Source organism: Caballeronia pedi (assembly GCF_001544915.2).
In the GTDB taxonomy this organism is placed as follows: Bacteria; Pseudomonadota; Gammaproteobacteria; order Burkholderiales; family Burkholderiaceae; genus Caballeronia; species Caballeronia pedi.
Genome location: NZ_FCOE02000008.1, coordinates 144,158 through 159,493, shown reverse-complemented (window position 1 = coordinate 159,493; position 15,336 = coordinate 144,158). Strand labels below are relative to the sequence as shown.

General features: G+C 64.6%; 16 protein-coding genes. 15 read left to right on the top strand and 1 reads right to left on the bottom strand.

Annotation, left to right across the window (positions count from 1 at the left end; genetic code table 11):
* Positions 1 to 71: 71 nt before the first annotated feature.
* From AWB80_RS14780 to AWB80_RS14765, 4 genes are read left to right on the top strand one after another with little or no spacing between them, the layout of a single operon-like run.
* Entirely contained in the window at positions 72 to 1,952 is a 1,881-nt protein-coding gene (locus AWB80_RS14780; RefSeq protein WP_061175409.1) for an ABC transporter permease, read from the top strand.
* Positions 1,949 to 2,734, top strand: coding sequence for an ABC transporter ATP-binding protein (locus tag AWB80_RS14775; protein ID WP_061175408.1), 786 nt, complete (start codon positions 1,949 to 1,951; stop codon positions 2,732 to 2,734). The genes AWB80_RS14780 and AWB80_RS14775 overlap by 4 nt, the downstream gene beginning before the upstream one ends.
* Complete coding sequence (locus AWB80_RS14770; RefSeq protein ID WP_061175407.1) at positions 2,731 to 3,438, top strand: ABC transporter ATP-binding protein; 708 nt, start codon at positions 2,731 to 2,733, stop codon at positions 3,436 to 3,438. Before AWB80_RS14775 ends, AWB80_RS14770 begins: the two co-directional genes overlap by 4 nt.
* 20 nt (positions 3,439 to 3,458) lie before the next feature.
* Entirely contained in the window at positions 3,459 to 4,664 is a 1,206-nt protein-coding gene (locus AWB80_RS14765; protein WP_061175406.1) for an ABC transporter substrate-binding protein, read from the top strand.
* A gap of 6 nt (positions 4,665 to 4,670) precedes the next feature.
* Here the strand turns inward: AWB80_RS14765 and AWB80_RS14760 are convergent, their stop codons facing one another.
* A complete protein-coding gene (locus AWB80_RS14760) occupies positions 4,671 to 5,243 on the bottom strand; it encodes a DNA-3-methyladenine glycosylase (protein WP_208635648.1) in 573 nt (190 codons plus the stop codon).
* A 52-nt stretch (positions 5,244 to 5,295) separates the two neighbouring features.
* Between AWB80_RS14760 and AWB80_RS14755 the strand changes: the two genes are divergently transcribed.
* From AWB80_RS14755 to AWB80_RS14705, 11 genes are all read left to right on the top strand, one after another.
* A complete protein-coding gene (locus AWB80_RS14755; RefSeq protein WP_061175404.1) occupies positions 5,296 to 5,727 on the top strand; it encodes a low affinity iron permease family protein in 432 nt (143 codons plus the stop codon).
* Positions 5,728 to 6,141: 414 nt separating this feature from the next.
* A complete protein-coding gene (locus tag AWB80_RS14750; RefSeq protein WP_061175403.1) occupies positions 6,142 to 6,324 on the top strand; it encodes a Flp family type IVb pilin in 183 nt (60 codons plus the stop codon).
* Between the two features lie 74 nt (positions 6,325 to 6,398).
* Positions 6,399 to 6,908, top strand: coding sequence for an A24 family peptidase (locus AWB80_RS14745; RefSeq protein WP_061175402.1), 510 nt, complete (start codon positions 6,399 to 6,401; stop codon positions 6,906 to 6,908).
* Positions 6,909 to 6,920: 12 nt separating this feature from the next.
* Positions 6,921 to 7,871: a Flp pilus assembly protein CpaB gene (cpaB, locus tag AWB80_RS14740; RefSeq protein ID WP_061175401.1), complete on the top strand. Its 951-nt coding sequence runs from the start codon at positions 6,921 to 6,923 to the stop codon at positions 7,869 to 7,871.
* Between the two features lie 131 nt (positions 7,872 to 8,002).
* Entirely contained in the window at positions 8,003 to 9,490 is a 1,488-nt protein-coding gene (locus AWB80_RS14735; protein ID WP_087131314.1) for a type II and III secretion system protein family protein, read from the top strand.
* Between the two features lie 10 nt (positions 9,491 to 9,500).
* Positions 9,501 to 9,875, top strand: a complete 375-nt coding sequence (locus AWB80_RS14730) for a CpaD family pilus assembly lipoprotein (protein WP_061175399.1) — start codon at positions 9,501 to 9,503, stop codon at positions 9,873 to 9,875.
* 16 nt (positions 9,876 to 9,891) lie between these two features.
* Positions 9,892 to 11,112 carry a CpaE/TadZ family protein gene (locus AWB80_RS14725; RefSeq protein WP_061175398.1) on the top strand — a complete coding sequence of 407 codons (1,221 nt, stop codon included), beginning with the start codon at positions 9,892 to 9,894 and terminating at the stop codon, positions 11,110 to 11,112.
* Positions 11,112 to 12,533: a TadA family conjugal transfer-associated ATPase gene (locus tag AWB80_RS14720; RefSeq protein ID WP_061175397.1), complete on the top strand. Its 1,422-nt coding sequence runs from the start codon at positions 11,112 to 11,114 to the stop codon at positions 12,531 to 12,533. The genes AWB80_RS14725 and AWB80_RS14720 overlap by 1 nt, the downstream gene beginning before the upstream one ends.
* Positions 12,530 to 13,504, top strand: coding sequence for a type II secretion system F family protein (locus AWB80_RS14715; RefSeq protein WP_061175396.1), 975 nt, complete (start codon positions 12,530 to 12,532; stop codon positions 13,502 to 13,504). The genes AWB80_RS14720 and AWB80_RS14715 overlap by 4 nt, the downstream gene beginning before the upstream one ends.
* Entirely contained in the window at positions 13,501 to 14,469 is a 969-nt protein-coding gene (locus tag AWB80_RS14710) for a type II secretion system F family protein (RefSeq protein WP_061175395.1), read from the top strand. The genes AWB80_RS14715 and AWB80_RS14710 overlap by 4 nt, the downstream gene beginning before the upstream one ends.
* The gene (locus AWB80_RS14705; protein WP_061175394.1) at positions 14,466 to 15,335 is read left to right on the top strand and encodes a tetratricopeptide repeat protein; all 870 of its coding nucleotides are present in this window, start codon (positions 14,466 to 14,468) and stop codon (positions 15,333 to 15,335) included. Before AWB80_RS14710 ends, AWB80_RS14705 begins: the two co-directional genes overlap by 4 nt.
* The last annotated feature ends 1 nt before the right edge of the window (position 15,336 follow it).

The following is a 15,336-nucleotide window of genomic DNA, read 5'->3' as shown; positions in this document are numbered from 1 at the left end:
GCGGTTCGGGAGTTCGTTGCGCAATTCATCGATAATGTCGGCTCTTTCGCTTCGAACGTCCACAGAGCCCGATGCTCTCCAACCTGCTCGTCCAACTCGTCAACGGCCTGGCCGATGCCTGTGCGCTCTTTCTCGTCGCGTCGGGCCTGTCGCTCATCTTCGGCGTCACGCGCATCGTCAACTTCGCGCATGGCTCGCTGTACATGCTCGGCGTGTATATCGCGTATAGCTTCACGAGCCGCTTCGGCGCGACCGTCGCGGGCTTCTGGGCGTCGGTGGCGGGCGCGGCGCTCCTGGTCGGCGCGATCGGCGCGGCGATGGAAGTGGGCGTGCTGAGGCGCATTTATCGCGCGCCCGAACTCTTTCATCTGCTCGCCACCTTTGCGCTCGTGCTGATCATTCGCGATGCCGCGCTCTACGTGTGGGGACCGGAAGATCTGTTCGGTCCGCGCGCGCCGCATCTCGAAGGCGCCGTGCAGTTGCTCGGCCATGCGTTGCCCACTTACGATCTCGCGTTGATCGTCATCGGTCCGCTCGTGCTGCTCGCGCTCTGGTATGCGCTCACGCGCACGCGCTGGGGCACGCTGGTGCGCGCGGCGAGCGCTGATCGCGAGATGCTCGGCGCGCTCGGCGTCAATCAGGCGTGGCTTTTCACCGGCGTGTTCTTCGTCGGCGCACTGCTCGCGGGACTCGGCGGCGCGCTGCAGGTGCCGCGCATGTCCGCGAACCTGTCGCTCGATCTCGAGACCATCGGCAATGCGTTCGTCGTGGTCGTGGTCGGTGGAATGGGTTCGATACCTGGCGCGTTCGTCGCCGCATTGCTGATCGCGGAGATCAAGGCGATGTGCATCGGCATCGGGCATGTGTCGATCGCGGGCATCGACTTCTCGTTGTCGAAGTTCACGCTCGTCGCGGAGTTCGTCGTGATGGCCGTCGTGCTGGTGCTGCGTCCGTGGGGATTGTTCGGGCGCGCGCAGGCCGTCGCCCGTTCCGCCGCGCCCGCCGATCAACCTTTGCGGCCCGCCACGCGCACCATGAAGATCGGCGCGGCGGTCGTGGTGATCGCGCTCGCGCTCGCACCGCTCGCCGCCGATGCGTTTCCGTATCTGCCCGTGCTGCTGGTCGAGATCATGATCGCGGTGCTGTTCGCCGCGAGCCTGCACTTCATCATGGGACCGGGCGGCATGCATTCGTTTGGTCATGCGGCGTACTTCGGACTCGGCGCATATGGCGCGGCTTTGTTCCTCAAAGTCTTCGCGCTGCCGATGGAAGCCGCGCTCGTGCTCGGCCCGCTCCTCGCGGGCATGGGCGCGCTCGTGTTCGGCTGGTTCTGCGTGCGTCTCTCCGGTGTGTATCTGGCGATGCTCACGCTCGCGTTCGCGCAGATCGTGTGGTCCGTCGTCTTTCAATGGGATGCGGTGACGGGCGGCAGCAACGGCATTCTGGGCATCTGGCCGTCGCCGTGGCTCGCATCGCCCGTCGCGTTCTATTACCTCACGCTCGTATTCGCGGTGCTCGGCATCTGGCTGTTGCGCCGCATGCTGTTCTCGCCGCTGGGCTTCGCGATGCGCGCGGGCCGCGACTCGCCCTTGCGCGCCGAAGCGATCGGCGTGAACGTCGCGCGCGTGCAGTGGGCCGCGTTCGTCGTCGCGTCGCTCGTGTGCGGGCTGGCGGGCTCGCTCTATGCGTTCTCGAAGGGCAATATCTCGCCCGAAGTCATCAGCGTGGGCCGCTCGGTCGATGGCCTCGTGATGGTCCTGCTCGGCGGCATTCAGACGCTGGCCGGACCGATCGTCGGCGCGAGCGTGTTCACCTGGCTGCAGGACACCGTCGCGCGACAGACCGACTACTGGCAGGCGCTGCTCGGCGCGGCGATTCTCGTGCTCGTCATTGCGTTTCCGCAAGGCATCGCGGGCTTCGTGCGCGATCGCTTCTTCCGGGAGGAGCAATGACGCTGCTGTCCATCGCGCATCTCTCGAAGTCTTTCGACGGCGTGCAGGCCGTCGACGACGTATCGTTCGATCTCGAAGCAGGACGCCTGCTTGCGCTGATCGGCCCGAACGGCGCGGGCAAATCGACATGCTTCAACATGATCAACGGACAGCTCAGACCGAGTGCGGGCTCGATCCGTCTAGACGGACGCGACATCGCCGGCATGCGACCGCGCGACATCTGGCGGCTCGGCGTGGGCCGCACGTTCCAGATCGCCGCGACCTTCAATTCGATGACCGTGCTCGAAAACGTACAGATGGCGCTGCTGTCGCGCGAGCGGCGCATCCATAGCCTGTTCGGGCGTGTCGCGTCATGGAAGGCAGATGAAGCGATGGCCTTGCTCGATCTCGTCGGCATGACGGCGCACGCGCGCCGCAGTTGCGCGGTGCTCGCATACGGCGATGTGAAGCGCGTCGAACTGGCGATCGCGCTCGCAAACCATCCAAGGCTTCTGTTGATGGACGAACCCACCGCGGGCATGGCGCCGCAGGAACGCAATGAGCTGATGACGCTTACCGCGCGTCTCGCGAAGGAGCGCAACATCGGCGTGCTGTTCACGGAGCACAGCATGGACGTGGTGTTCGAGCACGCCGACAGGCTGATCGTGCTCGCGCGCGGCCGTCTGATCGCGCAAGGCGATGCGGACACTATTCGCAACGATGCGCGTGTGCGCGAGGTCTATCTCGGCACGGGCGCGTCGTTCGCGCCGCGTGCGGCGCTGGGCGCGGGAGCATCGTCATGACGCTGCTGAAAGTCGACGCGCTGAATGCGTTCTATGGCCGCGCGCAGATCCTGTTCGGTGTCGGCTTCGAAGTGCAGCGCGGCGAAGTCGTCGCGCTGATGGGCCGCAACGGCGCAGGCAAGTCGACGACGATGAAAGCCGTGATGGGCCTTTTGCCGCGCATCTCGGGCGCGGTGTCGTTCATGGGCGAGAGCATCGCAGGCATGGCGCCGTATCGCATCGCGCGCAGGGGTCTGGGCTACGTGCCCGAGGATCGCCGCGTGTTCGGCGACCTGACCGTGATGGAGAATCTCGACACGGGCCGTCAGCCGCCGCGCGATGATGCGCCGCTGTGGACGCCTGACAAGCTCTTTCGCGTGTTCCCGAATCTCGGCGAGATGCGCAACCGTCGCGCGAGCCGAATGAGCGGCGGCGAGCAGCAAATGCTGACCGTGTCGCGTACGCTGATGGGCAATCCGCGCCTCGTGCTGCTCGATGAGCCATCGGAAGGCGTCGCGCCCGTGATCGTCGAGCAGATGGCCGATATGATTCTCGAACTGAAACGCGAAGGGCTCGCGATTCTATTGTCCGAGCAGAACCTGCATTTCGCGCAACTCGTCAGCGACCGCGTCTATGTGCTGGAAAAAGGCCAGATACGCTATCGAGGCGCGATGAACGCATTCGCCAGCGACGACGAAGCGCGTCGCGAGTTTTTAGGTATTTGATAAGCAGAGGAGAAGATCACATGACGAACCGTGCAGGCACGCCGATGCGCCTCACTATCACGGCCATCGCGGCGAGCATCGCATTCGCCGCGCACGCCGACACCATCAAGATCGGCGAGATCAATAGTTATAAGGCGCAGCCTGCGTTTCTTTTGCCGTACAAGAACGGCTGGAATCTCGCGCTCGATGAGATCAACGCGGCGGGCGGCATCAACGGCAACAAGCTCGAAGTCGTCTCGCGCGACGACAACGGCAATCCCGGCGATACGGTTCGCGTCGCGCAGGAACTCGTCGCGCGCGAACAGGTGAAGATGCTCTTCGGTGGCTTTCTGTCGAACACGGGACTCGCGCTCACAGACTTCGCGAAACAGCGGCGCATCTTCTTCCTCGCGGCCGAGCCGCTCACCGACAAGATCGTCTGGCAGGACGGCAACAAGTACACGTATCGGCTGCGCCCATCAACTTACATGCAGGTCGCGATGCTCGTGCCCGAAGCCGCGAAGCTCAAAAAGAAACGCTGGGCGCTCGTCTATCCGAACTACGAGTATGGCCAGTCCGCGGTAGCGACCTTCAAGCGCTTGCTGAAGGCCGCGCAGCCGGACGTCGAGTTCGTCATGGAACAGGCGACGCCGCTCGGCAACGTCGATGCGGGCGCCGTCACGCAGGCGCTCGCCGATGCCAAACCGGACGCCATCTTCAACGTGCTGTTCAGCGCGGACCTGGGCAAGTTCGTGCGTGAGGGCAATACGCGCGGCCTGTTCAAGGATCGCGCGGTCGTATCGTTGCTGACGGGCGAGCCGGATTATCTCGATCCATTGGGCAAGGAAGCGCCGGTCGGCTGGATCGTGACGGGCTATCCGTGGTATTCGATCGATACGCCCGAGAACAGGAAATTCGTCGCCGCGTATCAGGCGAAGTATCACGACTATCCGCGTTTGGGTTCGGTCGTAGGCTATACGGCGATGATGTCGATCGCCAACGGCCTGAAGAAGGCCGGCTCGCCCGACGCCGACAAGCTCGCGGCCGCATTCAAGGGCTTGCCCGTCGATACGCCTTTCGGTCCGATCACTTATCGCAGACAGGACAATCAGTCGACGATGGGCGCGTATGTCGGCGTGACGGGTCTGAAGGACGGCAAGGGTGTGATGACGTCTTACCGTTATGTCGATGGCGCGAGCGTGCAGCCGTCGGATGACGAAGTGAAGAAGCTGCGTCCCGCGGAATAACGCGCTTCAGGTTTTCGGAAAGGGCTTGCTGACGAACTTCGATCCGGCAAGCCCGAAGCGCCAGGGTACGTCGATTGCCTTGGTAATGCCGATGCGCGGCCCATGCACGATGGAAAACTTCTCCTCGGGCGGCTCGATATGAAACGGCGCCTCCAGCAGCGACATGCCGTTGTTCCTGTGCGTGATGCCGAGCGCCTGCGCGACACGGCCCGGCCCCGAGCAAAGCAGCCTGAGCGGTTCCAGTCCGCGCCGCTCGCGCATTGCGTCGATGCCGGTGAGCGGCTCGATTGCGCGAATCAGCACTCCCGCGCCGTGGCCCGCCTCGCGGCACACGAAGTTCAGGCACCAGTGGATGCCGTACGAGCGATACACATAGGCGTGCGCGGGCGGCCCGAACATTGCTGCGTTACGGGGCGTCGGGCCGGAGAAGCTGTGCGACGCGGGGTCTTCGCGGTCATACGCTTCCGTTTCGACGATGCGGCCGCCGACGCCGTCGACGGTCACGATCGCGCCGATCAGGCGCTGCGCGACAATCTCGGACGGTGCATGAAAATCGATGGGTTTGGGCTTGCGGTTCATCAGCGGTATTCTAGCCGCGCCATGCCGACGCATTACAGTCAGGAGACGCCGAATGAAGACCTCGTGGTTTCTCAAGTTCTCGAATGCGCTCGCGCAGGTTGCGGGTCACGCATCGACCTTCGTCATCGCGGTGTTGCTGGTGATCGTGTGGGCGGTCTCGGGGCCGCTCTTTCACTTCAGCGATACCTGGCAGCTCGTCATCAACACGTCGACGACCATCGTCACTTTTTTGATGGTGTTCCTGATTCAGAACACGCAGAATCGCGATACCGCGGCGATGCAGATCAAGCTCGACGAACTCATTCGCGCGGTCGACAAGGCGCATAACGCGCTGCTCGATCTCGAGGAACTCGACGAAAAGGATCTTGCGGTGTTTCGCAAGCGCTATGAGAAGCTCGCGCAGGAGGCGCGGGATAACCTGCGTTCGCCTAGTAGCGATATAGAAATGCCTTCGTTTCCTCAAGACGATAAGCGTGATCGCTAAGCTTGCGCGGCAAGCAAGTTTTTAAACTTTGGGATATTTTCGTTGCGGGCTTTGCAAAGTGCGTGACAAAATCGTGTCGGGGAATGTAAGCTCGCATTCCACGATAGCGCGCCGGCCAGCCTTACTTTGCGGACGCATTCCCCTAAGCACCCGCAAACGTTTTCGCAAAACTCTCCAATGAGGCCGAACGCGTCCCGCCGGGTCAGAAAAAGCAAAATAGAAAAATTCCACGCCCTAAAGGTTTTCGAAATTGTGTCGATAAGGGCGCTCGCAGAGCATTTCTAAACCTCCAAAAGAGGCCATTTCCGGCCTTTAATTCGCGAAGTTATTTCTTTCCAACATGGCTAGGATGTGTCGTGCCCGGTAATCCTTTTGCCGGGTCCACACCTACCTAAACCTTGAAGGAAAAGAAAAATGCGCAAACTGATGAAGGCATTCGTGCGCGACGAGCGCGGTGTCAGCGCGATGGAATATGCAGTCCTCGCCGGCATCGTCGTGCTGGCGCTGGGCGCGATGGCAAGCACGTTCAGCAGCAGCATCAGCTCGATGTTCGACAGCCTGTTCAATAAGGTTTCGACGGCACAAAAAGTAAGTTGATGGCTTGCGTGCCTCGCCTGGGCGTCACCGTCCGTGGCTGAGGATCACACCGTCCACCGAAAAACGAAACCATCGTGCAGCTACTGTCTCTTGCCATTCGCCTGATCGTGCTCTGCGTGCTGCTCTGGCTCGCGGTCATCGACGTGCGCTCCCGACGCCTGCCGACCAAAATCGTGCTGGCCGTCGGTGCGCTCTTCTTTGCCGATGCGCTCGCTCGCCGCATGCCGATCGACGATGTCATCGTTCATCTGCTGCTCGCGCTTGGCGTATTCCTGGTCTGCGCCGTGTTGTTCGCGGCGAAAATGCTGGGCGGAGGCGATGCAAAACTCGCCTCCGTAATTTTTCTCTGGGCCGGCCTCGCTCTGTCGCTGCCCGCCCTGACGCTCATTTCCGTGATCGGGACAGTCGTGTCCCTGATCAGTCTCGCGACGCGCTACATGAAACCGGATCAGCAGTTCATGCCGATGCGGGCGCTCGCGATGTTCTCCGGCGCACGCGGCGTGCCCTATGGCGTGGCCCTCGCACTCGGTGGCGGCCTCGTGATCGTGCTGCCGGCGCTCCTGCCTTTCTTTGCGAACCGATAGGACGGCGCGCTCATGTCCAACATCATCAAGTTCGCCGTGCTTCTGGTCGGCGCTTTGCTCATCGCGCTCATCGTGCGCGTCGTCGTGGCGAGCGCGTCGCGCCCGACGGAACATGTCGTCAGCACCTCGAAGGTGCAGGTGAGCGCCGCCGAACTGCCGCAAGGTCTGCTGCTGCGCGACGAAGACCTCACCTGGAAGATGCTGCCGGTCTCGCAGTTGCCGCCCAACGCAATCGTCGAAGGCGCGGAGAACGCGGTCGACATCAAGGGCGCGCTGTTGCGCCATCCGGTCGAAAGCGGCGCGGTGCTCACGTCCGCCGACGTCATCTTGCCGAACGCGCCGGGCTTTCTCGCCGCGACGCTCAAGCCCGACATGCGCGCCGTGTCGGTCGCGGTGGACGACGTGTCCGGCAACGCCGGCCTGATCCAGCCGGGCGACTACGTCGACCTGATTCTCACGCAGCAGATGGATCGCCGCACCGATTCGCCGGACCTCGCCGTATCGAGCGAAACCGTGGTCGAGCATGTGCGCGTGCTCGCGGTCGGCTCCGAGATCAAGCGGCCCAAGAATACCGGCGACGCGACCGAAGTCGTCACGCGCGCCCGCACCGTGACGCTCGAAGTGACGCCGCGCATGGGCGAAGTCGTCGCGGTCGCGGCGCGTCTCGGCTCGCTGTCGCTCGCGCTGCGCAGCTTCGCGACCGATACGCGCGATCCCGCCGCATCGGCGGCCATCGCGGCTTCATCCACGCAACGCACGCCGATCTGGGCGGGCGACATTTCGCGCGCCGTGCGCGATCTGCCGCGCGCGAAGCCCGCGCAGGTCACGGCGACTCACGCGCCGGCGCCCGCACGCGCCGTCACGATTTACCGCGGCTCGGACAAGGGCGATGCCGGTTCGACGGTCGCGCAGGTCGGCGCAACGTCGGAAGCGCCGCCATTGCCGACGGTGCCCGCCCGATAAGCAGCACGAACACGACGAACACAGCATCAAGTCACGGCAGCACAGTGCCAGGATCGAATCTCATGAGAACGCAGTTGGACTTCAGCAGCATCGAAAGACGGGGTGCGCACATCGCGCTCGCGTGCGCGGGCATGCTGCTGGCATGGTCCGCGCAGGCGGCGCAGCCGGCCGTGCCCGCGAAGCCGTCGAACCTTGCGACGGCAGCGCCGGCCATTCAGCTCGCGCAGGTGCGCACGCATCAGCCCGCGCTGGTCCGGACCGCACTCGCGCCGAACGCCGCCGCGCCGGGCGTCGAGATCGGGCAGGGCGCGCTCACGCTCGACGCGGGCAAGGGCACGATGCTGCGTCTGCCGGAAGACGCCACGTCGGTGTTCGTCGCCGATCCGTCGATCGCGGACGTCCATGTGCCGTCGCCGAAGACCGTCTTCGTGCTCGGCAAGAAGACCGGCACGACCACGCTCTATGTGCTCGGCCCGAACAACAAGACGCTGCTGCAACGCACGGTGATCGTCGCGCGCGACATGGTGGCCTTGCGCAACATGATCTCGTCGCGCTTTCCGAACCTGAACGTGCAGGCGACGACGAGCCAGGGCTCGCTGCTCGTCACGGGCCAGGTGCCGACTTCCGCCGATGCCGACGCGATCGTGCAGGCCGTCACGCCCTTTCTCACCGACAAGGAAGTGCTGATCAACCGGTTGACCGTGGATCGTCCGTTGCAGGTGCAACTGCGCGTGCGCATCACCGAAGTGGACCGCAACGTGACGCAGCAGCTCGGCATCAACTGGCAGGCGCTCGGCAGTTCGGGCAACTGGCTCGGCGGCCTCTTCAGCGGCCGCGCGATCCAGAACCTGACCCAGCCGATCGCCAACGGCAACGGCGGCATCACCTATCCGATCAACCTGCCGTCGAACAACGCGTTCTCGTTCCTCGCGGGCTTCAAGACCGGCAATACCGATATCCGCGCGCTCATCGACGCGCTGAATCAGGAAGGGCTGCTCACCGTGCTCGCTGAACCGAACCTCGTCGCGATGTCCGGCCAGACGGCGAGCTTTCTCGCCGGCGGCGAATTCCCGATCCCGGTCTCGCAGACCAACGGGGCGATCTCGGTGGAGTTCAAGCAGTTCGGCGTCAAGCTCGACTTCACGCCGACCGTGCTGAACGAGCGCCGCATCAGCCTGAAGGTGCGCCCGGAAGTGAGCCAGATCGACACCACCGCGAGCGTGACCACGGGCGGCGTGACCGTGCCGGGCCTCTCGGTGCGCCGCGCCGACACGACCGTCGAACTCGCGAGCGGCCAGAGCTTCGCGATCGGCGGCCTGCTGCAAAGCAATACGACGGACATCGTCTCGCAGGTGCCCGGCATCGGTTCGATTCCGGTGCTCGGCAAGCTGTTCTCGTCGTCGAACTATCAGAACAACAAGACCGAGCTCGTCATCATGGTGACGCCGTATCTCGTCGAGCCGACCGATTCCGCGAAGCTGCGCTCGCCGCTCGATTCGCTGATCTCGCCTTCGAGCGATGTCGAATACAGCTTCCAGCGCAAGGCGGGGCAGTCGAACGTCGCGCAGCCGTCCGCTTCCGAACCGCGTCTCGTGGGCGCGGCGGGCTATGTCTATTGAGCGCCGAATCATGAAACATGCACGTCATCTCATGCTCACGGCGCTCGTCGCCTTCGCCTGCGGCGCGACCGGCTGTTTTCAGCCGCCGCGCAACATGCCCAACGACACGGTGATCGGCTTCGACGGCAGGAACGCCGTGGCGCCCGATTGCGATTCGCTCACGCGCGCGTCGCTGCTGACCGATGCGGGTCTGCGCCGGCCATCGATGCAATGGGGCTGCGCGACCTACACGAACCTCGCGGCGCAACTCGCACGTCCCGCCGATATCGTCGCGCCACAGACGCTCGGCCCGGCCAACGGCGCGACGGCGGCGAGCGCGATGCGCCGCTACGAAACCGGCCACGTGACGCCGCTCGACACGAGCTCGTCGCGCGAATCGAAGTAGCGCAAGGACGGACATCATGAGCACCACAGAGATCAGTTTCTTCAAGAGCAAGCAGGGCGTGCGGATTGCGGACTTCATCGCGTTCGTGGCGGACCGCAAGACCGAGCAGGTGTTGAAGAGCTTCGTGCTCGAACAGGCGATGCCGCACGTGCATATCGCCGTGGGCAACGTGGATGACGCCATCGCGCATCTGTCGAAGATCGAGCGCTCGCCGCTCTTTCTGCTCGTCGATCTCGAAGGCTCGGTGATGCCGCTCTCCGAACTCGGTCGCCTCGCGGAAGTGTGCGAGCCGTCGGTGCAGGTCGTCGCGATCGGCGAGCGCAACGATGTCGGCCTGTTCCGCAGTCTGCTCAAGATCGGCGTGCGCGACTATCTCGTCAAGCCGCTGACCGTCGAGCTGCTCAAGCGCACCGTCAACGTGTCCGAGGGCAAGGTAAGCCCGGTCACCTTGGCGCGCGCGGGCAAGACCATCGCGTTCGCGGGCGCGCGCGGCGGCGTCGGCGTGACCACGCTCGCGCTCAATCTCGCGCGCTATCTCGCGGAAGACACGCATCGGCGCGTCGCGTATGTCGATCTGACGCTGTGCGGCGGGGCCGCCAACAGCATGCTCGGCACGCAGAGCAACAACGGTCTCGTCGACGTGCTGCAGAACGTGCATCGGCTCGATCCGCAGTACGTGGAACGCACGCTGGTCGCGAACGGCAGCCGGCTCTTCGTGCTGTCGGCGGATATCGACTACGGCGCGAGCAAGCAGTTCGAGCCGGGCGCGCTGCGTCGCGTGGTCGAACTGCTGTGCGACAGCTTCCACTACGTGATCCTCGATATCGGCGACCCGAGCGACGCGCTCGCCGCCGAAGCGCTCGATCACGCGTCGCGCGTGTATCTCGTCGCGGACCGCTCGGTGCATTCGACGCGCGAGACCATTCGTCTGCTGCGCTATATCGAGGACCGCGACAACAATCCGCCGACTTCCGTACTCCTGAACAATCCGAACGCCGCCACCTCGGGCAAGGTGCAACCGACCGACTTCATGACGGCCGTGGGCCGAACCGTGCTGCATGAAGTGCAGTTCGAAGCGAAGGCGCTCGCGACCGCCGAGAACCTCGGCGAAGCGCCCCCCGAGCGCAGCCAGAACAACTTCATGCAGGCGATCGCGCGCATCGCCAACGATCTGACCGGCCAGCATGCCAATGTCGAGCGCACGTTCCTGAGCAAGTTCAAACTGAGGAGGGCGTGATGTTCGGGCAGAAGCAGGCGCGCGCCACGTCGCCGTCCGGGATCGAGGACGGTGCGTCGCCACAAGGCGAGGCGCCGCCGCTTGCGCTCGTGGAGAAGCCGCCGGCCGCCGCGCCCGCGCCCGCATCCACGCGCGCGCAGCCCGCGGAAGGCAACGAAACGCTGGTGCGCTCCGATCTCTTCAGGACGATCCGCGCGGGCGTGTTCGCAGCGATGAATCCATCGGCCGCGGTCGGCAAGACGCGCGAGCAGATGAAGCCCGCCGTCGAGACGCTGGTGGTCGATGTCGCTGAGCGCGAGCGCCTGAACATCACCATCGCCGAGCAGGTGCAGATGGTCGGCGAACTGCTGAACGACATGTTCGGTCTCGGCCCGATCGAACCCTTGCTCGCCGATGAAACCATCACCGACGTGCTCGTCAACGGACCCGATCAGGTATGGGTCGAGCGGCACGGCCGGCTGGAGCTGACCAACTGCAAGTTCCGCGACAACGCGCACGTGATCAACGTCGCGCAGCGTATCGCGGCGGGCGTCGGGCGGCGCGTCGACGAAAGCAGTCCGATGGTCGATGCGCGTCTCGCCGACGGCAGCCGCGTGAATGTCGTGCTGCCGCCGCTCGCGATTCACGGCGCGTCGATCTCGATCCGCAAGTTCTCGAAACGCAACATCACGCTGCACCGCATGGCGCAGCAGGGCAACATGTCGCCCGCGATGGCCAACGTGCTCAAGCTCGCGAGCACGTGCCGGCTCAACGTGATCGTGTCGGGCGGCACGGGCTCGGGCAAGACGACGCTGCTCAACGCGCTGTCGCACTTCATCGGTCATGGCGAGCGCACGGTGACGATCGAGGATGCGGCCGAACTGCAACTCGTGCAGCCGCATGTCGTGAGTCTCGAAACGCGGCCCGAAAACGCCGAAGGGCTCGGCGCGGTGACGCAGCGCGATCTCGTGCGCAACGCGCTGCGGATGCGCCCGGACCGCATCATCCTCGGCGAAACGCGCGGCGCCGAAGCCTTCGACGTGCTGCAGGCGATGAACACGGGCCACGACGGCTCGATGACCACCATCCACGCAAACACGCCGCGCGATGGCATCACGCGTCTGGAAAGCATGGTGATGATGGCCAACGGCAATCTGCCGTTGCTGTCGATCCGCCGCCAGATCGCGAGCGCGGTGCATCTGATCGTGCAGATCGAGCGCATGCGCGACGGCATGCGGCGCGTGACGCGCGTGACCGAACTGGTCGGCATGGAAGGCGACGTCATCATCACGCAGGATCTGTTCGCGTTCCGCTACGACGCGAGCGCCTACAGCGAGGAAGTGAAGGGCGTGTTCGAAACCGGCGCGGTGCGGCCGGCGTTCTCGCAACGCGCCGCTTACTACGGTCTGGAAGACGCCCTTCTGGATGCGATGAAGCCATGAACCTCGTCAACCTGATCACCTTCGCTGCGTTCACCTGCGTGCTGCTCGTCGGCGTGATGATCGTGATCTTGCAGGACATGCGCAACAACCAGCCGCCCTCGCGCATCCGTCAGCGCATGCAGAAGTCGTTCGTGTCGCAGGGCGCGCAGGCGGCGCAGGCGAACAAGCTCGATTTCGACATCTTCCTCGTCAACCGCCAGAACAACGCGCTCACGCGCTGGACGGGGCCGCGTCTCGCGCGCCTGCGCACCGTCGCGGGCGCGAACGGCGTGCGCGTCGTGGTCATCGCGGCGCTCGTGGGCGAACTCGTCGCCGTGCTGATGAATCAGTTCATGCCGCTGCCCGATTTCACGCGGCCGCTCATCATCATCGGCTTGCCGGTGCTCGCGCTCGTGCAGTCGTATCGCTTTCTGGTGGAGCGCTTTCGCAAGCGCTTTCTCGATGGCTTCCCCGATGTCATCGACATGATCGTGCGTGCGGTGCGCGCGGGCGTGCCGGTCACGCAGGTGATCGGCTCGGCGGCGAGCGAATGCCGCGAGCCCCTGAAAAGCGAGTTCCAGTTGATGGCGGACTCGCTGCAGGTCGGTCTCGATCTCGACGAAGTGCTCACAGTGGCGATGCGGCGCATCGAGATCGCGGACTTCTCGTTCTTCTGTGTGTGTCTGCTGCTGCAACGCGAGACCGGCGGCCAGCTCGGCGAAACGCTGGAGAATTTGTCGGGCATCGTGCGCACGCGCCGCGAGATTCGTCAGAAGACCAAGGCGTTGACCGGCGAGGCGCGCATCACGACGAAGATTCTCGCCGCCATTCCCGTGATCATCATGCTGTCGATGTACGCGCTCAACCGGGCCTATCTGATGGTGCTGTTCAACACCGAATCGGGGCATAACCTGCTCACGTTCGGCGTGATATCGATCGGCATGGGCCTGTTCGTGATCAGCAAGATGTCGAAGCTCGATACCTCGCGATGAACCCGAACAACGTCGAAACCCTCATCAATCTGCTGATGCTGCTCGGGCTGCTCGCGGCCCTCGCGGTGTGGTGGGCGCACAAGCACGGCGGCAAGCGCGGGCGCATCGCGGAGCGCGCGCGCATGGCCGCGGCCACGCATCGCTTCGAGAGCGCGGCGGCGGAGGACGACGGCGAGAACACCACGTTCTCCGAGCGCATGCTGCGGCGTCTTGCGCGCATCGGCGACAAGATTCCACTGTTCGACGCGAAGTATCGCCTCAAGCTGCAAAAGGAAATGGTGCGCAGCGGCTATCGCAGCCACCTCGCGGTGTCGATCCTGCTCGCGGTGAAGTTCTTCTGCGGGCTCGCGTGTGCGGCCGCGACCGTGATGCTCGGCTCGCGCATTCCGATGATCGGCGCGTATCCGGCGGCGCGCGGCATCGCGATGCTGATGGTGTTCATCGTCGGGATGATCGTGCCGGAGTACATCGTCGCGTTCAAGGCGTCGCGCCGCCGCAAGGCGATGGGCGCGTGTCTGCCCGACGCGCTCGATTTGCTCGTCATCTGCACGAACGCGGGCAACAGTCTGGGCGTGTCGATCCGGCGCGTGGCCGACGAACTGACGACGATCTGCCCGCCGCTCTCCGACGAGTTCTCGCTCGCCGCCGACGAGCTGAAGCTCTCCGGCGACAGCACGCGCGCGCTCAACAATCTGGCGGACCGCATCGATCTGCCGTCGATCCGCGCGCTCATTTCGACGCTCACGCAGTCGATGCGCTACGGCACGCCGATCACGCAGGCGCTGCGCACGCTGTCGCGCACCGAGCGCGTGGCGCACATCGTGTCGCTGGAAGAGAAGGCCGCGAAGCTCGCGCCGAAGATGGTCGTGCCGATGATGCTGTTCATTCTCCCCGCGATCATCGTGATTGCCGCGGGACCTGCCGTTATCCAGTTGCTTGCGTTCATCGCGGGAAATTCGAAATGAAGTCATCCACTCAACGTATCGCGGGGCTCTCCTGCGCTGTCGCGCTGCTTCTAGCCGCAACGGGCTGCACGACGAGCGTGCGCCAGGTCACCGATACGCGCCCCGTGCTGCGCAACTCCGCGCCGAGCACGATGAGCGAACTGCGCATCGCCGACACCGCGCTTGAATCGAACAACTTCGATCTCGCGACTTCGCTATACGAAAAGGCCGTGCAGGCCGATCCGAAGTCCGTTCCAGGGCTGACGGGTCTCGGCAACACGCTCTACAGTGTGGGCGACTACACGCGCGCGGGCGTCTACTATCAGCGCGCGAGCCAGATCGATCCGAAGGCGACGCCGCCGCTTATCGGCATTGCGCGCGTGGCGATCCATCAGCGCCGCTTCGACGACGCCATCGCCACGTATCGCCGCGTGCTCACGATCACGCCGAACGACCCGCTCGCTTGCGCGGGCCTCGGCGCGGCGCTCGATATGTCCGGCGATCACGCGCATGCGCAAGCGTTGCTGCGTGAAGCGCTGATCGCCAATCCCGGCGATCCGATGCTGTCGGTGAATCTCGGTCTGTCGCTCACGCTCGCGGGCGATCCGCGTCAGGGCGCGAACGTGCTGCTCGACGTGACGCGGTTCCCCGCCGCGCCGCCGCAAGCGCGCCAGAATCTCGCGCTTGCCTACGGTCTGCTCGGCAACGACGACGCGGCCGCGGCGATTCTCTCGCGCGATCTGCCGAAGGCGTCGGTGCAGGACAACCTGCGCTATTACGAACTGCAGCGTATGCGCGATGGCCAGACGACGCGCGCGCAGCCGGCCAAGAGCGTCGCCGTGTCGAGCGTCGCGACGCCGAAGGTACAGACGGCGAGCGTGAAGTGAC